The 16,853-nt window shown below is 60.6% G+C and carries 19 protein-coding genes and 1 other RNA gene; 8 read left to right on the top strand and 12 right to left on the bottom strand.

The genetic code is table 11. From position 1 onward, the window contains the following. Positions 1 to 303 precede the first annotated feature (303 nt). An RNA gene (gene rnpB / locus ACQZ2L_RS23760) (RNase P RNA component class A) lies at positions 304 to 663 on the bottom strand. 67 nt (positions 664 to 730) lie between these two features. After that, the gene (gene rsmI / locus ACQZ2L_RS23755; protein ID WP_430328114.1) at positions 731 to 1,606 is read right to left on the bottom strand and encodes a 16S rRNA (cytidine(1402)-2'-O)-methyltransferase; all 876 of its coding nucleotides are present in this window, start codon (positions 1,604 to 1,606) and stop codon (positions 731 to 733) included. A gap of 187 nt (positions 1,607 to 1,793) precedes the next feature. Between rsmI and ACQZ2L_RS23750 the strand changes: the two genes are divergently transcribed. The 5 genes from ACQZ2L_RS23750 (at position 1,794) to ACQZ2L_RS23730 (ending at position 5,516) form a co-directional block, all read left to right on the top strand. Further along, positions 1,794 to 3,608, top strand: coding sequence for a penicillin-binding protein activator (locus ACQZ2L_RS23750; protein ID WP_430328113.1), 1,815 nt, complete (start codon positions 1,794 to 1,796; stop codon positions 3,606 to 3,608). Beyond that, positions 3,608 to 3,979, top strand: a complete 372-nt coding sequence (locus ACQZ2L_RS23745; RefSeq protein WP_430328112.1) for a YraN family protein — start codon at positions 3,608 to 3,610, stop codon at positions 3,977 to 3,979. The genes ACQZ2L_RS23750 and ACQZ2L_RS23745 overlap by 1 nt, the downstream gene beginning before the upstream one ends. 88 nt (positions 3,980 to 4,067) lie before the next feature. Continuing rightward, positions 4,068 to 4,661, top strand: a complete 594-nt coding sequence (locus ACQZ2L_RS23740; protein ID WP_101322002.1) for a phosphoheptose isomerase — start codon at positions 4,068 to 4,070, stop codon at positions 4,659 to 4,661. Further along, positions 4,658 to 5,236, top strand: a complete 579-nt coding sequence (locus ACQZ2L_RS23735; RefSeq protein WP_101322003.1) for a BON domain-containing protein — start codon at positions 4,658 to 4,660, stop codon at positions 5,234 to 5,236. Before ACQZ2L_RS23740 ends, ACQZ2L_RS23735 begins: the two co-directional genes overlap by 4 nt. A gap of 61 nt (positions 5,237 to 5,297) precedes the next feature. After that, positions 5,298 to 5,516 carry a YgdI/YgdR family lipoprotein gene (locus tag ACQZ2L_RS23730; RefSeq protein ID WP_101322004.1) on the top strand — a complete coding sequence of 73 codons (219 nt, stop codon included), beginning with the start codon at positions 5,298 to 5,300 and terminating at the stop codon, positions 5,514 to 5,516. Between the two features lie 52 nt (positions 5,517 to 5,568). On the opposite strand, the gene ACQZ2L_RS23725 is transcribed toward ACQZ2L_RS23730, so the two are convergent. The 7 genes from ACQZ2L_RS23725 to rplM all read right to left on the bottom strand — a co-directional run bounded on the left by ACQZ2L_RS23725 (position 5,569) and on the right by rplM (position 10,434). Continuing rightward, positions 5,569 to 6,000, bottom strand: coding sequence for a ClpXP protease specificity-enhancing factor (locus ACQZ2L_RS23725; protein WP_181107751.1), 432 nt, complete (start codon positions 5,998 to 6,000; stop codon positions 5,569 to 5,571). Positions 6,001 to 6,010: 10 nt separating this feature from the next. Then, positions 6,011 to 6,634 carry a glutathione S-transferase N-terminal domain-containing protein gene (locus ACQZ2L_RS23720; RefSeq protein ID WP_430328111.1) on the bottom strand — a complete coding sequence of 208 codons (624 nt, stop codon included), beginning with the start codon at positions 6,632 to 6,634 and terminating at the stop codon, positions 6,011 to 6,013. Between the two features lie 118 nt (positions 6,635 to 6,752). Next, complete coding sequence (locus ACQZ2L_RS23715) at positions 6,753 to 7,532, bottom strand: cytochrome c1 (RefSeq protein ID WP_101322007.1); 780 nt, start codon at positions 7,530 to 7,532, stop codon at positions 6,753 to 6,755. Next, positions 7,532 to 8,743, bottom strand: a complete 1,212-nt coding sequence (locus ACQZ2L_RS23710; protein WP_101322008.1) for a cytochrome b — start codon at positions 8,741 to 8,743, stop codon at positions 7,532 to 7,534. The genes ACQZ2L_RS23715 and ACQZ2L_RS23710 overlap by 1 nt, the downstream gene beginning before the upstream one ends. Further along, complete coding sequence (gene petA / locus ACQZ2L_RS23705; RefSeq protein WP_314876599.1) at positions 8,743 to 9,336, bottom strand: ubiquinol-cytochrome c reductase iron-sulfur subunit; 594 nt, start codon at positions 9,334 to 9,336, stop codon at positions 8,743 to 8,745. The genes ACQZ2L_RS23710 and petA overlap by 1 nt, the downstream gene beginning before the upstream one ends. 262 nt (positions 9,337 to 9,598) lie before the next feature. Further along, on the bottom strand, positions 9,599 to 9,991 hold the full coding sequence (rpsI, locus tag ACQZ2L_RS23700) for a 30S ribosomal protein S9 (RefSeq protein ID WP_101322010.1): 393 nt from the start codon (positions 9,989 to 9,991) through the stop codon (positions 9,599 to 9,601). 14 nt (positions 9,992 to 10,005) lie between these two features. After that, a complete protein-coding gene (gene rplM, locus ACQZ2L_RS23695; RefSeq protein WP_101322011.1) occupies positions 10,006 to 10,434 on the bottom strand; it encodes a 50S ribosomal protein L13 in 429 nt (142 codons plus the stop codon). 261 nt (positions 10,435 to 10,695) lie between these two features. Between rplM and ACQZ2L_RS23690 the strand changes: the two genes are divergently transcribed. Further along, complete coding sequence (locus ACQZ2L_RS23690; protein WP_430328110.1) at positions 10,696 to 11,736, top strand: NADP(H)-dependent aldo-keto reductase; 1,041 nt, start codon at positions 10,696 to 10,698, stop codon at positions 11,734 to 11,736. Between the two features lie 236 nt (positions 11,737 to 11,972). Then, positions 11,973 to 12,869: a GlxA family transcriptional regulator gene (locus ACQZ2L_RS23685; RefSeq protein ID WP_430328134.1), complete on the top strand. Its 897-nt coding sequence runs from the start codon at positions 11,973 to 11,975 to the stop codon at positions 12,867 to 12,869. A gap of 140 nt (positions 12,870 to 13,009) precedes the next feature. Here the strand turns inward: ACQZ2L_RS23685 and zapE are convergent, their stop codons facing one another. The 3 genes from zapE to ACQZ2L_RS23670 all read right to left on the bottom strand — a co-directional run bounded on the left by zapE (position 13,010) and on the right by ACQZ2L_RS23670 (position 16,198). Beyond that, positions 13,010 to 14,104, bottom strand: a complete 1,095-nt coding sequence (gene zapE / locus ACQZ2L_RS23680) for a cell division protein ZapE (protein WP_430328109.1) — start codon at positions 14,102 to 14,104, stop codon at positions 13,010 to 13,012. 83 nt (positions 14,105 to 14,187) lie between these two features. After that, entirely contained in the window at positions 14,188 to 15,537 is a 1,350-nt protein-coding gene (locus tag ACQZ2L_RS23675; RefSeq protein WP_430328108.1) for a tryptophan--tRNA ligase, read from the bottom strand. A gap of 25 nt (positions 15,538 to 15,562) precedes the next feature. Further along, positions 15,563 to 16,198, bottom strand: a complete 636-nt coding sequence (locus tag ACQZ2L_RS23670; RefSeq protein ID WP_430328107.1) for an alpha/beta hydrolase — start codon at positions 16,196 to 16,198, stop codon at positions 15,563 to 15,565. 139 nt (positions 16,199 to 16,337) lie between these two features. Between ACQZ2L_RS23670 and ACQZ2L_RS23665 the strand changes: the two genes are divergently transcribed. After that, complete coding sequence (locus ACQZ2L_RS23665; protein ID WP_101322017.1) at positions 16,338 to 16,775, top strand: YhcB family protein; 438 nt, start codon at positions 16,338 to 16,340, stop codon at positions 16,773 to 16,775. The last annotated feature ends 78 nt before the right edge of the window (positions 16,776 to 16,853 follow it).

Here is a 16,853-nt window from a genome sequence, read left to right as displayed (position 1 = left end):
GATTCCCCACAATGTTATCGTTTTTGTGCCAGAAAACCCACTTCAACCCACTTTCTGCCACTTGCGCACACTATAGGAATCCGCCCGGCACACCGTCAAGGCGCGCTCGCAGGGAAATCCCTTACAGGGCGGCGATTTAGCTCAACAAAGAGATGAAAGAAGATGAAGAAAAAGAAAAATGACGGGCAAAAAACGTACGAACTCAGTCAGATAGCGACCGAAGTTAAAGTGATTTATTAAGAGTAAGATTTTTTCGGTATTACCAAGGTGCTTTCTGCTGTCGATTACAGCAGGGAGGGAGAGGTGGAGAGTCGATCTATAAGCCGGGTTTTGTCGAGGACAGTCATTCCTCTACGACGGCCATCACTGGACGCCTCTAGCAACCTACCCGGTTCCGACGCGGGCCACGCCTAATGGAACCCTATTTGGTCTTGCTCCGAGTGGGGTTTACCTAGCCACGAACTGTTGCCAGTCGCGCGGTGCGCTCTTACCGCACCTTTTCACCCTTACCGGCACCGAAGTGCTTAGGCGGTTATTTTCTGTGGCACTTTCCGTAGGCTCACGCCTCCCAGGGGTTACCTGGCACTCTGCCCTATGGAGCCCGGACTTTCCTCCCCCCTCTTTTGCGGAACAAAAGAAGGCAGCGACTGTCCAATCGACTCTCCGCCGACAAGGGTAACGTCAGGCGCGCTCAAGAACAAGCTTTAGAGCAACAGGATGTCAGGATTGCTCAATCGGCTTTCTGTTTTTCCAGAGCTGCCTGATACAGCAGGTTCTTGCGCACCCCGGTAATTTCCGCAGCCAGTGCCGCCGCGCGCTTGAGCGGCAATTCAGCCAGCAGCAGGTCCAGCACGCGCTGCGCTTCGGTACTGATCGCCTGCTCGTCCTCGGGCGCACTCCAGCCACCCACCAACACCACGCATTCGCCGCGCTGCTGATTACTGTCGGCGGCAACAAACGCGTGCAACTCGCCCAGCGGCAAGCCCTTGAGTGTTTCGAACGCCTTGGTCAGCTCACGCCCGAGCAGCGCCGGGCGGTCCGCGCCGAACACCGCCCGCATGTCATCGAGGCATTCCAGAATGCGGTGCGGGGCCTCATAGAAGATCAGCGTGCGCGGCTCTTTCTTGACCTGCTCCAGGCGAGCACGCCGCCCGGCGGTCTTGGCAGGCAAAAAACCTTCGAAGATAAACCGGTCAGACGGCAGGCCTGCGGCCGACAGCGCAGCGATCAGCGCGCAAGCGCCGGGCACGGGCACCACTTTCACGCCGGCAGCGCGAGCCTGGCGCACCAGGTGATAACCGGGGTCGGAAATCAGCGGCGTACCGGCGTCAGACACCAGCGCAATATTGTCGCCCGCCAGCAAGCGGGTCAGAAAACGCCCGCCTTCGTCGCGCTCGTTGTGCTCATGGCAGGCAGCCAGCGGCGTGTTGATACCGAAGTGCTGCATCAGGCGCATTGAATGGCGTGTGTCTTCGGCAGCGATCAAGGCTACGTCCGCCAGCACCTTGAGCGCGCGGGCACTCATGTCGTCGAGGTTGCCGATCGGCGTGGCCACCACGTACAGCGTGCCCGTGGTGGATTTGGAAGCCCCTGCTACATCTGTCACTGCGCGCACCTGTCTTTCGGATCAAAGGCGCCATTGTAGCCCGAGCACCGGTAACAGGGCGCAAACATCTTCGCCGGCGGTGCGCTTCGAGCGACCTATAGTGAAGGTTGCACGTCAGCGACATCGCGCCCCGGCCAGTGGTTGGGTACAATCGTCGGCCAACCAGATCGAGTAACAGGACTTTTACATGATCGCTTGTCTGCGGCTGCTCACAGCCCTCTGCCTCGCTGCCTTGCTGGCAGCTTGCGCAAGCTCGCCCTCATCCAGCCTGGGCGAACTCCCGCGCACCCCGGACGCCAGTATCGAGCAACTGCTCGACAAGGCAGCCACCAGCAAGTCGCCCGAGGACGCAGCCCTGCTGCGCCTGAGCGCTGCCGACCTGGCCTACAAGCAAAAAGACTATCCACGCGCAGCGCGGATTCTCGAGCAGGTGCCACTGGATTCGCTCAAGCCTGCGCAGCAGGTGTTCGCCAGCACCTTGAGCGCTGAGCTGGCAATGAGCCGTAACCAGCCCAAGGCAGCCCTGACCGCCCTCGCCCATCCGAGCCTGCAACGTCTGGGCGAGATGCCGACCGAGCTGCAAGCGCGCACCTACAGCGTGCATGCCGCCGCCCTCGAAGCCGACGGCCAGACCCTGGCCGCAGCGCAGCAGCGCGTGCAACTGGCGCCTCTGCTCAGCGGCCAGGCTGCCAGCGCCAACAACGACGCGATCTGGGCACTGGTCGCGGCCTTGCCTGCCGAGCAGCTGCAATCGACTGGCAACGACACCCTGGCCGGCTGGACCAGCCTGGCCCTGGCGGTAAAAAGCGCCGGCACCCTGGAGCAACAACAGGCTGCCATCGACGCCTGGCGCAACCAGCATCCAGAGCACCCCGCCGCCAAGCAACTGCCGAGCGCGCTGACCAAGCTCAAGGAACTGGCCAGCCAGCCCCTGACCAAGATCGCCCTGCTGCTGCCTCAGGAAGGCTCGCTGGCCGGCGTCGCCCGCGCCCTGCGTGACGGCTTCATGGCCGCACACTTCCAGGCCCAGCAGGCCGGTCAACAGGCCCCTGCGATCCAGGTCTATGACAGCTCGCGGATCAGCTCGCTGGACGACTTCTACCGCCAGGCTCAGGCCGATGGCGTGCAACTGGTAGTCGGCCCGCTGGAGAAACCGCTGGTGAAAAAACTCGCCGCGTACCCGCAACTGCCACTGCCCACCCTGGCCCTGAACTACGCCGAAGCCGGCCAGAGCGCACCGCCGCAGCTGTTCCAGTTTGGCCTTGCCGCAGAAGACGAAGCTCGTGAAGTGTCGCGCCGTGCGCGCGCCGACGGCCTGGTCCGCGCTGTTGCGCTGGTGCCGAGCGGCGAATGGGGCGACCGCGTGTTGGCTGCCTTCCGCAAGGACTGGGAAAGCAACGGCGGCACCCTGCTGGCAGCCGAGCGTATCGCTCAGCCAGTCGCCCTCGCCCAGCAAATCGCCGAACTGTTCCAGCTACGCCAGAGCGAAGGCCGCGCCAAGAGCCTGCAAAGCACGGTCGGTGGCAATGTTGCCGCCCAGCCGTCACGCCGCCAGGACATTGACTTCATCTTCCTCGCCGCGACCCCGCAGCAGGCGCAACAGATCAAGCCGACGCTGAACTTCCAGTACGCAGGGGATGTGCCGGTATACGCCACCTCCAACCTGTACAGCGCCAGCGGTGACGTCAACCAGTACAACGACATGACCGGCATCCGCTTCTGCGAAACGCCGTGGCTGCTCGACTCCAGCAACAGCCTGCGCCAGCAAGTCGTGCAGCAGTGGCCGCAAGCCGCTGGCAGCCTCGGCAGGCTCTATGCGATGGGCGTCGATGCCTACAGCCTGGCCCCGCGCTTGGGCCAGTTGAAGGCGCTGCCTGACAACCGCGTACAGGGCCTGTCCGGCAGCTTGAGCATGAATCCAAGCCAGCGCATCGAGCGTCAACTGCCATGGGCAGAGTTCGCCGGCGGCCAGGTCAAGCGCCTGCCGGATACGCCGCGCTGATGCAGGCGGCATCGCCTGGTCGCGCCGGCCTGGATGCTGAGGACTACGCCCTGGAGTATCTTCTCGGGCAGGGTCTGCAGCTGCTGGCGCGCAACTGGCGATGCAAGGGAGGCGAGCTTGATCTGGTCATGCTCGACGCCGATACAGTAGTATTCGTCGAAGTCCGCTATCGGCTGCACGCAGACTTCGGCGGTGCCCTCGGCAGTATCGATGGGCGCAAGCAGCAACGCCTGGCGCTGGCCGCCACCACGTTTCTGCACAAGGAGTTCCGCTGGGCCAATCACCCCTGCCGCTTCGATGTCATCGCTCTACAAGGCAGCGGCCATGCAGGGCAACCGCTGCAATGGCTGAAAAACGCCTTCGAATGCTGAACCCACTGCGAATTTTTTGCTCTATGTTTCGCGGGCTGGTCCCTGTTGCGCGTCGCGCGGGCCACCGCCCCTCTTAAGGTCACACCAGATGGACATGCAATCCCGAATTCGCCGGCTGTTTCAGGCCAGCATCGACACCAAGCAACAGGCAATGGACATGTTGGCGCCGCATATCGAGCAGGCCAGCCTGGTCATGGTCAATGCCATGCTCAATGAGGGCAAGATGCTCGCCTGCGGCAACGGCGGCTCAGCCGGCGATGCTCAGCATTTCTCGTCCGAGCTGCTCAACCGTTTCGAGCGTGAGCGGCCAAGCTTGCCGGCGATCGCACTGACCACCGACAGCTCGACGATCACCTCGATTGCCAACGACTACAGCTACAACGAAGTGTTCTCCAAGCAGATCCGCGCCCTCGGCCAGCCCGGCGACGTGCTGCTGGCGATCTCAACCAGCGGTAACTCGGCGAACGTGATTCAAGCGATCCAGGCGGCACATGATCGTGAAATGATTGTCGTAGCAATGACCGGGCGCGACGGCGGTGGCATGGCCTCGCTGCTGCTGCCCGAAGATGTCGAGATTCGCGTCCCGTCGAACGTGACCGCGCGCATCCAGGAAGTCCACCTGCTGGCGATCCATTGCCTGTGTGATCTGATCGACAGCCAACTGTTCGGGAGTGAAGAATGATCCCCAAGCGTTTTGGCCTGATGGCCCTGACTCTGTGCCTGAGCCTCTCCGGCTGCAGTTCGGTATTGACCTCTACCCGCGACAATCCTATCGAGGATGATCGCGGCACCCGCACCATCGGCAGCAAGATTGACGATTCGCTGATCGAAACCAAGGTTTCGGTCAACATCGCCAAGGCCAACCCTGACCTGGACAAAGGCTCGCACATCGTTGTCAGCAGCTACAACGGCGTTGTCCTGCTGGCCGGGCAAACCCCGCGCGCCGACCTCAAGAGCCTCGCCGAGCAAACTGCCGGCCAGGTGCAACGGGTCAAGAAGGTGCACAACGAAATCCAGGTGATGCAGCCGTCTTCGATTCTGGCGCGCAACAACGACGCCTGGCTGACCACCAAGATCAAGGCGCAGATGCTTGGCGACGCCAATGTGCCTGGCTCGCGCATCAAGGTCATCACCGAAAACGGTATCGTCTACCTGCTCGGCCTGGTTACCCAGGGCGAAGCCAACGCTGCAACCAGCGTGGTGCAAAGCGTTTCCGGCGTGCAGAAGATCGTCAAACTGTTCGAATACATCGACTGAGTCACACCCGGCGGGAGGGCTGCGTCCTCCCGCCCTCCTCACCTGATCCAGGAAATACTCCATGACCAAGTTTCTGCTGCCCGCGCTGCTGATCGGCGCCTGCGCATCCCTGGCTGGCTGCTCCAGCCCGAGCATCATCACCCTCAATGATGGCCGTGAACTGCAGGCGTTGGACCAGCCCCACTTCGATCGCGCTTCTGGCTTCTATGAATTCGAACAGCTGGACGGCAAGCGCACGCGCATCAACAAGGATCAGGTTCGTACCATTACCGACCTGTAATTGCCGATACCGCACATACAAAAAAGGCGATCCTCCCGGATCGCCTTTTTCGTTACTTGACCACCTTCAGACTCGGTCGGCCGCTAGGACGCGGCGGCTGGCCACCCCCTTCAGGCGGACCGTCGTTGTCCGGCTCGTCCACTTCATCCTCAAGCTCTTCGTCATCCAGCAGCGAAGGCTCGAGCTCAAACACCATACCCTGGCCGTTTTCGCGGGCGTAGATGCCCAGGATCGCGCCGGTGGGCACGAACAGCGAATGCGCGACGCCGCCGAAGCGGCCTTCAAAGCTCACTGCGTCGTTATCCATGTGCAGGTTGCGCACCGCACTGGGCGACACGTTCAGGACAATCTGACCATCACTGGCGAAGCCCTGGGGCACCTGGACAGCCGGGAACTCGGCATTGACCAGCATATGGGGCGTGCAATCGTTGTCGACGATCCACTCGTACAGTGCTCTAACCAGATAGGGGCGACTGGAGTTCATCAACGGCTCCTTAAAGCTTGCGCATTTCACGTTCAGCAGCAGACAGGCTCGCCTGGAATGGCTCGCGGGCGAACTGTCGCTCCATATAATCAAGCAGCGGCTTGGCTTGCCGCGGCAGTTCGATACCCATCACCGGCAAACGCCAGAGTATGGGCAGTAGACAACAATCGACCAGGCTTTGCTCATCACTCATGAAGCAGGCCATTTCGGCGAACAATGGCGCAACCCCGGTCAAGCTCTCGCGCAGCTCCTTGCGCGCCTTTACCTGCGCAGCCTCGGAGCTGCGCTTGTCGAGCAGCACATCAGCCAGCGAGCACCAGTCGCGCTGGATGCGATGCACCAGCAGGCGGCTGTTGCCGCGTGCGACCGGGTACACCGGCAGCAGTGGCGGGTGCGGATAGCGCTCATCGAGGTATTCCATGACCACGGTCGACTCGTACAGCGCCAGATCGCGATCGACCAAGGTTGGCACGCTGGCGTAGGGGTTCACTTCAACCAGCTTGGGTGGCACACGCCCAGGATCGACGTCGATGATCTGCACGCTGACGCCCTTTTCGGCGAGCACCAGGCGGACCCGGTGCGAGTAATGATCAGCGGGATCGGAATAGCAGGCTAACCTGTTGGTTACGCCCATGCAGCGCCTCCTCGTGGGGATGCTTGTAAAACACAAATGCAAACGCGCCCTGAGAGGCCCAATGCAGTTGCACGGGGCGCCTCAGGGCGCGTTCAACTAACCAGAAACTACTGCGTGATCAGTGCACGTCCTTCCAGTATTCGCGCTTGAGCAAGTAGGCGAACACGAAGAAGAAAGCCAGGTACAGCAACACATAGGTACCGATGCGCTGGCTCTCCAGTTTGACCGGGTTGGCCGAATAGGCCAGGAAGGTCACCAGGTTCTTGACCTTCTCGTCGAACTGCTCGGGCGTCAGGGTACCGGATTTCGGCTCGATGGTCAGCTGATCACATGCTTCATGGGTCAATGGGCTGCCCGTCAACGGGTCATATTGCTTCTTGCCATCGACGACGCTCTGCACCTGCTTGCAGCCAATCACCTGATTGCCCTGCAGGCCAACCAGCACGTTAGGCATGCCGACATTGGGGAAGACCTTGTTGTTGACCCCGTATGGCCGCGACTTGTCCTCATAGAAGCTGCGCAGGTACGAGTACAGCCAATCGGTACCACGCACCCTTGCAACCAGGGTAAGGTCTGGCGGCGCAGCGCCGAACCAGGTCTTGGCATCAGCAGGCTGCATGCCGATCTGCATGTGGTCGCCAATCTTGGCACCGGTGAACACCAGGTTTTCCAGCATCAGCTCATGGGGTATACCCAAGTCATCCGCGACCCGCTCATAGCGCTGAAACTTCGCGCTGTGGCAGCCCATGCAATAGTTGGCAAAGGTCCGCGCACCGTCCTGCATGGCGGCTTTGTCGCTCAGGTCGATATCGACCTTGTCCAGCTCCAGGCCGTGTTCCGCGGCAAAGGACAAGGCAGGCATCACTGCCAGGAACAGTACTGCAATAAGCTTTTTCATCAGCCAGTCACCCTTTCCGGAACCGCTTTGGTCTTCTCCAGCCTTGTGTAGAACGGCATCAGCAGGAAGTAGGCGAAATACAGCACGGTACAGACCTGCGACAGCAGGGTCCGCCCCGGCGTAGGCGCCAACACACCCAGCACACCGAGAATCACGAAGCTGACGCAGAACACCAGCAGCCAGATCTTGCTCAGCCAGCCCTTGTAGCGCATGGAACGTACCGGGCTGCGGTCAAGCCAGGGCAACACGAACAACACAGCAATGGCGGCGCCCATGGCGATCACGCCGAACAGCTTGTCGGGCACCGCGCGCAGGATCGCGTAGAACGGTGTGAAGTACCACACAGGAGCAATGTGCTCGGGTGTCTTGAACGCGTTGGCTTGCTCAAAGTTTGGTTTTTCGAGGAAGTAGCCGCCCATTTCCGGGAAGAAGAACACCACCGAGCAGAACACGAAGAGGAACACCACTACGCCGACGATATCCTTGACGGTGTAGTACGGGTGGAACGGGATACCGTCGAGGGGGATGCCGTTTTCGTCCTTGTGCTTCTTGATGTCGACGCCGTCAGGGTTGTTCGAGCCGACTTCGTGCAGCGCCAGGATATGCAGCACCACCAGGCCAAGAATGACGATCGGCAAAGCCACCACATGCAAGGCGAAGAAGCGGTTCAGGGTGATCCCCGAGATCAGGTAGTCGCCGCGAATCCACTGGGTCAGGTCATCGCCGATCACCGGGATGGCGCCAAACAGCGAAATGATCACCTGCGCACCCCAATAGGACATCTGGCCCCAAGGCAGCAGATAGCCCATGAACGCTTCAGCCATCAGCGCCAGATAGATCAGCATGCCGAACAGCCAGACCAGCTCACGCGGCTTCTGATAAGAGCCGTAGAGCAGCCCGCGGAACATGTGCAGGTAGACCACGATGAAGAACGCCGAGGCGCCGGTGGAGTGCAGGTAGCGCAGGATCCAGCCGTACTCGACATCGCGCATGATGTACTCGACCGAGGCGAATGCCTCTTCGGCCGAGGGGGTAAAACTCATGGTCAGCCAGACGCCGGTAACGATCTGGTTGACCAGCACCAGCAACGCCAGCGAACCGAAGAAGTACAGGAAGTTGAAGTTCTTCGGCGCGTAATATTTGCTCAGATGCTCTTCCCACATCTTGGTCGCGGGGAAGCGCGCATCGATCCAGTCCATGAACTTGCTCATCATGCGTTCTCCTGATCGACGCCGATGACGATGATGTCGTCCGTCTCGTATGAGTGCGGAGGCACTGGCAGGTTGAGAGGTGCCGGCTGGGACTTGTAGACGCGGCCAGCGAGGTCGTAGTGAGAGCCGTGGCAGGGGCAGAAATAGCCGCCTACCCACTTGGGCCCCAGATCGACCGGCGCCACTTCAGGACGGAAGGTCGGCGAGCAGCCGAGGTGGGTGCACAGACCAACCAGCAGGAGGATTTCCGGCTTGATCGAGCGCACTTCGGGGTCGACGTAAGTCGGCTGCACCGAGGCCTGCGATTCTGGATCAGCGAGCTCGCCGACGATTTTCTTGAGATTGCCGAGGATCTCTTCTGTGCGTCGCACGATGAATACTGGCTGCCCGCGCCACTCAGCAACCATCTGCTGGCCGGGTTCAACCTTGGCAATATTGACCTTCACCGGTGCACCGGCGGCTTTCGCCTTGGCACTGGGAAACCATGACCCCACGAACGGTACCGCAGCCCCCACAGCCCCCGCTGCACCCACCACGGACGTGGCGGCTACGAGGAAGCGGCGCCGGCCTGCGTTGACGCCGTCATTACTCATTCAGTCCTCTCCCATCAGCTGCTCTGGCCTGTTGAACCAGGCCTGTATTTTGTGAATGTCTGTGGCACTAAATTTTGGTCGCCATGGTAAGAAACAAATCCACACACTGACAAGATGATTAGCCCCGGCCGGGCTACAACCCTCGCTTTGCTTGATCTGCGTCTATAAGGCGACTCGCCGCGGACATGCTGACAGGTTAGTTCAAGGCAAAAAAAAAGCCCGGTTCCAAGGAACCGGGCTTTTTTCGACTGCCGAAGCGAAATTAACGCTTGGAGTACTGAGGACGCTTACGTGCTTTACGCAGACCCACTTTCTTACGCTCGACTTCACGAGCATCGCGGGTTACGTAGCCAGCGCGACGCAGAGCAGGGCGCAGGGCTTCGTCGTAGGCCATCAGAGCGCGGGTGATACCATGACGGATCGCACCGGCTTGACCGCTGACACCACCACCGGAAACGGTGACGTAGATGTCGAACTTGGCAACGTTCTCGGTCAGCTCGAGCGGTTGACGAACAACCATACGAGCGGTCTCACGACCGAAGAAAGTGTCCAGAGGACGGTTGTTGATGGAGATGTTACCGGTACCTGGACGCAGGAAAACGCGAGCGGTTGCGGTCTTGCGACGGCCAGTGCCGTAATTTTGAGTCGCCGACATAATGAACTATCCCGTTAGATCTTCAGTTCTTGAGGCTGCTGAGCAGTGTGTGGGTGAACAGCGCCCGCGTACACTTTCAGCTTGCGGTACATGTCGCGACCCAGCGGGTTCTTAGGCAGCATGCCCTTGACCGCGGTCTCGATGATACGCTCAGGGGCTTTGGCGATCAGCTTGTCGAAGCTGATTTCCTTGATACCACCTGGGAAGCCGGAGTGGGAGTAGTACATTTTGTCAGTAGTTTTAGCACCAGTGACACGAACCTGCTCGGCGTTGATGACGACGATGTAGTCGCCGGTGTCAACGTGAGGGGTGTATTCAGCTTTGTGCTTGCCACGCAGACGAAGAGCGATTTCGGTAGCCAGACGACCCAGGGTCTGACCAGCGGCGTCGACGACGAACCAGTCGCGCGTAACTGTTTCTGGTTTAGCAGTAAAAGTTTTCATTATCTCTAAAGCCTCAGAGGCCGCCCAAGCAATAAAAAATAGACGGCGAATCTTACTGGATAGTGCGCAACTTGACAAGCAAGCACGCAGCCGAATACGGACGCTATTGGGGGCTCGGGTCGGGCACGTCCAATATCCGGCGGGTTTCTCTCGTAATGCAGTGCATCACTTCCGCAAAACGGAGAGGGGCAGGATTATCCAGATTGCAGAAAAAAATTCAACCTGCTTTTATGGTCTTTTTCGCCAGAGAGAAGCTTCCAGATGGAATACCGCAAGCTCGGCCGTACCGACCTCAACGTCAGCGCCCTGTGCCTGGGCACCATGACCTGGGGCGAGCAGAACGATCAGGACCAGGCTTTTGCCCAGATCGCACGGGCCAAGGCCGGCGGCATCAACTTTATCGATACCGCCGAAATGTACCCGGTGCCGCCGCGCCCGGAGACCTACGCCGCCACTGAACGAATCATCGGCAACTGGTTCAAGGCCAACGGTGATCGCGACCAATGGACGCTGGCGAGCAAGGTGGCCGGCCCAGGCAATGGCATCAGCCACATCCGCGACGGCCAGCTCAAGCACAACCGCCAGCACATCGTTGCCGCGCTGGATGCAAGCCTTGAGCGCCTGCAAAGCGACCACATCGACCTGTATCAGCTGCATTGGCCAGAGCGCAGCACCAACTTCTTCGGCAAGCTTGGCTACCAGCACCTGCCGCAGGACCATTTCACGCCTCTGGAAGAAACCCTCGAAGTACTCGATGAGCAGGTCCGTGCCGGCAAGATCCGTCACATTGGCCTGTCCAATGAAACGCCATGGGGCACGATGAAGTTTCTGCAGTTGGCCGAGAGCCGCGGCTGGCCGCGGGCGGTATCGATCCAGAACCCTTACAACCTGCTCAACCGCAGCTTCGAGATCGGCCTGGCCGAAGTGGCGATCCGCGAGCAATGCGGGTTGCTGGCCTATTCGCCGCTGGCCTTTGGCATGCTTGCCGGCAAGTACGAAAACGGCGCCAAACCTGAAGGCGCGCGGTTGACGCTGTTCAACCGCTTCGCCCGCTACTCCAACCCGCAGACCGTGGCCGCCTGCAGCCGTTATGTGCAGATCGCCCGCGAGCATGGCCTGGACCCGGCACAGATGGCCCTGGCCTTCGTCACCCGTCAGCCGTTCGTGACCAGCAACATCATCGGCGCAACCAGCCTTGAACAACTGGAAAGCAACCTCGCCAGCGCCGACCTGAGCTTGAGCGATGAGTTGCTGGCGGCCATTGAAGCGGTGCACCAGGATCAGCCAAACCCGGCACCGTGATGCACCCGTAGCAAAGCGGCAGCGGGTCAGCTCGCTGCCGCTGCCAGCCGGATCGGGACGGGGTAGACACAATCGCCAAAAAATAAGACGATCCAGCCGGTGATTGACCACTCTACCCTATAAGAACAATGACAATGATCTTTACCCAACCCACCGCTTCACTGCGGCGCGTCAGCATTCTGGCCGTCGATAATGTGTTCGCCTCGACCCTGATGCAGGCCAAGGATTTCTTCCACCTGGCCAGCCTGCGCTACGGCAAGCAGATGGGCCTGGGCCTGCAACCGATGTTCGAAATCTGCCTGGTCAGCCCCGACGCTGCACCGGTGGACAGCTTCAGCAACGTGCAGGTGCCGGTAGACGGCGGCCTGGGCGATGCCGATGTGATCATCCTGCCGGCGTTCTGGGATGACTTCGACAACCTTCAGCAGCGTTATCCGCAGGTCTTGCCATGGCTACGCGAGCAGCATGCGCGTGGCGCGGTGCTCTGCGGCGAAGCCAGCGGCGTCTACTGGCTGGCCGAAGCGGGCCTGCTCGATGGCAAGGAAGCGACCACCTACTGGCGCTTCTTCACTGACTTCGCCGAGCGCTTCCCGACTGTGCGGCTGAACCAGGACAAGCACCTGACTGATGCCGACAACCTGTACTGCGCGGGCGGCACCACCTCGGCCTGCGACCTGTACATCTACCTGATCGAGCGCTTCTGCGGTGCCAATGTCGCCCGTGCGGTGGCCCGTGACATCCTTTATGAAGTGCAACGCAACTACACCCCGGGGCGCATGGGGTTTGGTGGGCAAAAGCTGCACCAGGACCTGATAATCCTGCAGATTCAGCACTGGCTCGAAGAGCACTTCGCCGACAAATTCCGTTTTGAAGACGTTGCCCGCAACCATGGCATGAGCATTCGCAATTTCATGCGCAGGTTTCAGACGGCTACCGGCGACAAGCCCCTGCACTATCTGCAACGGCTGCGCATCGAGACTGCAAAAGGCTTGCTGTCGAGCACCCGCAAGAGCATCAAGACCATCAGTTATGAGGTGGGGTATGACGATGCGAGCTTCTTTGCCCGCCTGTTCCGCCAGCATACCGAGTTGTCGCCGAATCAGTATCGTCAGCAGTTCATGCAGGAAGCGTGAGCCGCAATGGGGCTGCCTTGCAGCCCTTTCGCGACACAAGGCCGCTCCTACACCGACCGCGTACCGTCCAGACGACGCGGTCCCTGTAGGAGCGGCCTTGTGTCGCGATAGGGCCGCAAAGCGGCCCCAGTTAAGCCGGCCTAAGGCTTATGCGCCCGAGCCAGGAATTCGTGCGACTGCATCTCGAGCAAACGACTCAACGTGCGCTGGAACTCGAAGCTCAACCGCCCGCCGGTGTACAGATCCTTCAACTCAACCTCAGCCGAAATGATCAGCTTGACGTTGCGGTCGTAAAACTCATCGACCATGTTGATGAAGCGCCGGGCGATATCGTCGGTAGCCACACCCATCTGCTCGACATTGCTCAGCAGCACGGCATGGAAGATCTTGCCCAGCTCGATATAGTCGTTCTGGCTGCGCGGCCCGTCGCACAAGGCGCGGAAGTCGAACCAGGCGACATCGTCACAGGTACGCAGGGCGTGAATCTCGCGATTCTCGATCATCAGCACGTCGTTCTCGACCGCCTGCGTGCACTCCGGAGTCAGCGCTTTGAAGCTCTGGCGCAGGCTCTCGTGCGCAGCGGCATCGAGCGGGAAGTGGAACAGTTCGGCCTGCTCGAGGTGGCGTAGACGATAATCGACGCCGCTGTCGACGTTCACCACATCGGTATACTGCTTGATCATGGCGATGGCTGGCAGGAAGCGCGCACGCTGCAAGCCATCCTTGTACAGGCCGTCAGGCACGATGTTGGAGGTCGCGACCAGTGATACGCCGTTCTTGAACAGCTCTTCCATCAAGGTGCCGAGGATCATCGCGTCGGTGATGTCAGAGACGAAGAACTCATCGAAGCAGATCACCCTGGCTTCGTTGGAGAAGCGCTTGGCGATCACCGTCAGCGGGTTCTTCTCACCCTTGAGCGTGCGCATTTCTTCGTGCACGCGCTTCATGAAGCGGTGGAAGTGCGTGCGCATCTTCTGCTCGAACGGCAGCGCCTCATAGAAGGTGTCGACCAGATAGGTCTTGCCGCGCCCTACCCCACCCCAGAAGTACAAGCCCTTGACCGGGGCCTGGTCTTTCTTGCCGAACAGCTTGCCGAACACGCCGGGTTTGTTGTTCTGCGCCGCGACCAGGTCGTCGTAGAGACGCTGCAGATGACGCACCGCTGTTTCCTGCGCCGCATCATGGAAGAAATCGGGACGTTTGAGATCTGCTTGATATCGTTCTAAAGGCGTCATAATTCGCTGGCGAGGTAACAAAAGCGGGCCGTCACTGTAGCGACGGGCCCGCATAATGGCAATCAGACTTGCGGCGAAATGCCTCAGTCAGCTTGTGGTTGAAGCGCTACATGCAGAGCTTGCACGGCAGCATCGCGTGCTTGTGCATCGGCAAACTGCGGGCCGTCGGCGACCTGCTCACCGTTCAGCCACAGGGCAAAGCTCAGGCCGTCGACACGCACATCAGCCTCACCACCCTGCTGCAACTGCTTGCTCACTGCACCGGCGCTCTTGCCGTCGGCGAAGCTGCGCGAAAGCAACAACTGCTCGCCATCAGCGGCCAGCAGGCGGAAGCGGAAGCTGCCGTCTTCATCACGGAAGCTGACAAAACGGGCGCTCTTGGCAGCCTTTTTCTTCACCTCGGTGCTGACCTGAACACTGCTGCGGAACGAGCGCAGGCCGACCGCTTCACGCAGTTGCTCAAGGAACGGCGTCGCGCTCTTGCGCGCCTTGGCCGCGCCGGCCAGAAGGATGTCTTCAAGGTCGGCAGGACGTGCGATCAGCTGATGGTAATGCTCGCGCGGCGCGGCCAGTTGACCGTCCAGCAGCTGGAACAGACGCTGTTTGGCCTCACCCCAGCCCAGCCCTTGCAGCAGCGCTTCATGCAGCTCTGCCGATTGCGCCGGGGTGGCGAAGGCCTGGTACAGGGTGAACAGGTGCGAGCTGTCCGGGTCTTTCGCTTCGCCAGGGGCACGGGAGTCGGTGACGATGCGCGAAATAGCGTCTTTCATGTCCTTGGCGCTGGCGAACAACGGGATGGTGTTGTCGTAGCTTTTGGACATCTTGCGCCCATCCAGGCCCGGCAGGGTCGCCACGCTCTCTTCGATCACCGCCTCGGGCATGGCGAAGAATTCTTTGCCCTGGCCGAACAGGTGGTTGAAGCGCTGGCCAATGTCGCGGGCCATTTCCACGTGCTGAATCTGGTCACGGCCGACCGGCACCTTGTGCGCGTTGAACATGAGAATGTCCGCCGCCATCAACACCGGGTAGCTGAACAGGCCCATGGTCACGCCGGCATCCGGGTCTTCGCCGTTTTCCAGGTTCTTGTCCACCGACGCCTTGTAGGCGTGGGCGCGGTTGAGCAGGCCCTTGCCGGCGACGCAGGTCAGCAGCCAGGTCAGCTCAGGGATCTCGGGGATGTCGGACTGACGGTAGAAGGTGACCTTGTCCGGGTCGAGCCCGCCCGCCAGCCAGGTGGCGGCGATCTCCAGGCGCGAACGCTGGATGCGCAACGGGTCATCGCACTTGATCAGCGCGTGATAGTCGGCCAGGAAGTAGAACGAGTCGGCACCGGGCTGCTGGCTGGCAAGGATGGCCGGGCGAATGGCGCCGGCGTAGTTGCCCAGGTGCGGGGTGCCGGTGGTGGTGATACCGGTAAGAATGCGCGTAGTCATGGGTAATCGCTTGATCAGGCTTGGCTCAGTTCGAGAGGCGCGGCAGCACCAGATCCTTCAGATCGGTCAGCTTGCCATGGAAAAAGTGTCCGCATTCTGCCACTTTCAGCAGCTCATGGGGGCGCGACAGGCTGTCGGACCATTCGTAAACCAGCTGCGGATCGACGACTTCGTCGGTGTCCGGCTGGATGACGGTCAACGGGCAAACCTGCGGCAGCGGGAAGTCGTCATTCAAACGCATCACTGCAGGTGCGATCATGAACAGCTGTTGCAGCGTTGCGCCCTGGCTTTCCAGGCGCCCGGCAAGGCTCGCGGCAACGAAACCGCCAAACGAGAAGCCCATCAGCACCAGCGGCAGCTCGGTGTAGTTGGTCCGCACCCAGGCGGCGACAGCCTCGGCATCCGCCACTTCACCTGCGCCCATGTCATGACTGCCAGCGCTTTGGCCGACGCCGCGGTAGTTGAAGCGCAGCGTGTTGTAGCCAGCATCGCGAGCCGTGCGTTGCAGGGTCGAGACCACCTTGTTGAGCATGGTGCCGCCCTGCACCGGATTAGGGTGGCAGATCAGCACGACGCCGCGCGGCTCGGCCACTTCCAGCTGCAAGGCTTCCAGTTGGCCGCATGGGCCATCGATGAACAAGGGGGTTTCGCGGATAAGCAAAGCACTACTCCGTGACCTCGGAAGGGGTCGACTCGTCTAGCTGATGAATTCTGTTCTGAAATATTTGCGATCGTTCGCGGTATACAGCGCAGGTCTGAGCCGTTAACGTAAAGCAAAGCCGTTTATAGAGGAAGGACTCGTGGAACTCTCGCTCCTTGTTTGGTTGTTGCCGACCCTGGCCCTGGTCGTCGGCGTAGTCGTCGGCTTCGTCGTGGCCCGCCTGCTGCCCAACGCAGCGCCCAGCAGCACACAGCGTCAGCTGGATGATATCCAGCAACGTTTCGACAGTTATCAAAGTGAAGTGGTCACCCACTTCAACAGCACCGCAGCCCTGGTTCAACGCCTGACCCAGAGCTACCAGGACGTGCAGGATCACCTGGCCGACGGTGCCAACCGCCTGGCCCTGGACGAGCTGACCCGTCAGCGCCTGCTGGCAGCGTTGCACTCGGAGGCTGCGCAAAGCCATCGCGATCGCCTGACGCCGCCAAAAGACACCGCCGAAGTGCCGCGTGACTACGCGCCCAAGACGCCCAACTCGCCGGGCATGCTCGACGAGAGCTACGGCCTCAAGCGCTGATTCGAGCTGCTAGTACCGGTTCTTCAAGGTTTTATTGCTGATGTTGGGGCTGCTTTGCAGCCCTTCGCGGCGGTCCGG

Source organism: Pseudomonas shirazensis, from assembly GCF_050496565.1.
Taxonomy (GTDB): Bacteria; Pseudomonadota; Gammaproteobacteria; order Pseudomonadales; family Pseudomonadaceae; genus Aquipseudomonas; species Aquipseudomonas shirazensis_A.
This window is presented reverse-complemented; position numbering and strand designations above follow the sequence as displayed.

Bases quoted from the DNA above. Each gene is read 5' to 3' on its own strand.
- ACQZ2L_RS23715 (WP_101322007.1), bottom strand. From the start codon at position 7,532: ATGAAAAAGCTTATTGCAGTACTGTTCCTGGCAGTGATGCCTGCCTTG.
- rpsI (WP_101322010.1), bottom strand. From the start codon at position 9,991: ATGTCGGCGACTCAAAATTACGGCACTGGCCGTCGCAAGACCGCAACC.
- ACQZ2L_RS23690 (WP_430328110.1), top strand. From the start codon at position 10,696: ATGGAATACCGCAAGCTCGGCCGTACCGACCTCAACGTCAGCGCCCTG.
- ACQZ2L_RS23740 (WP_101322002.1), top strand. From the start codon at position 4,068: ATGGACATGCAATCCCGAATTCGCCGGCTGTTTCAGGCCAGCATCGAC.
- ACQZ2L_RS23745 (WP_430328112.1), top strand. From the start codon at position 3,608: ATGCAGGCGGCATCGCCTGGTCGCGCCGGCCTGGATGCTGAGGACTAC.
- ACQZ2L_RS23730 (WP_101322004.1), top strand. From the start codon at position 5,298: ATGACCAAGTTTCTGCTGCCCGCGCTGCTGATCGGCGCCTGCGCATCC.
- ACQZ2L_RS23675 (WP_430328108.1), bottom strand. From the start codon at position 15,537: ATGACTACGCGCATTCTTACCGGTATCACCACCACCGGCACCCCGCAC.
- ACQZ2L_RS23750 (WP_430328113.1), top strand. From the start codon at position 1,794: ATGATCGCTTGTCTGCGGCTGCTCACAGCCCTCTGCCTCGCTGCCTTG.
- ACQZ2L_RS23735 (WP_101322003.1), top strand. From the start codon at position 4,658: ATGATCCCCAAGCGTTTTGGCCTGATGGCCCTGACTCTGTGCCTGAGC.
- zapE (WP_430328109.1), bottom strand. From the start codon at position 14,104: ATGACGCCTTTAGAACGATATCAAGCAGATCTCAAACGTCCCGATTTC.
- rplM (WP_101322011.1), bottom strand. From the start codon at position 10,434: ATGAAAACTTTTACTGCTAAACCAGAAACAGTTACGCGCGACTGGTTC.
- petA (WP_314876599.1), bottom strand. From the start codon at position 9,336: ATGAGTAATGACGGCGTCAACGCAGGCCGGCGCCGCTTCCTCGTAGCC.
- ACQZ2L_RS23710 (WP_101322008.1), bottom strand. From the start codon at position 8,743: ATGAGCAAGTTCATGGACTGGATCGATGCGCGCTTCCCCGCGACCAAG.
- ACQZ2L_RS23720 (WP_430328111.1), bottom strand. From the start codon at position 6,634: ATGGGCGTAACCAACAGGTTAGCCTGCTATTCCGATCCCGCTGATCAT.
- ACQZ2L_RS23725 (WP_181107751.1), bottom strand. From the start codon at position 6,000: ATGAACTCCAGTCGCCCCTATCTGGTTAGAGCACTGTACGAGTGGATC.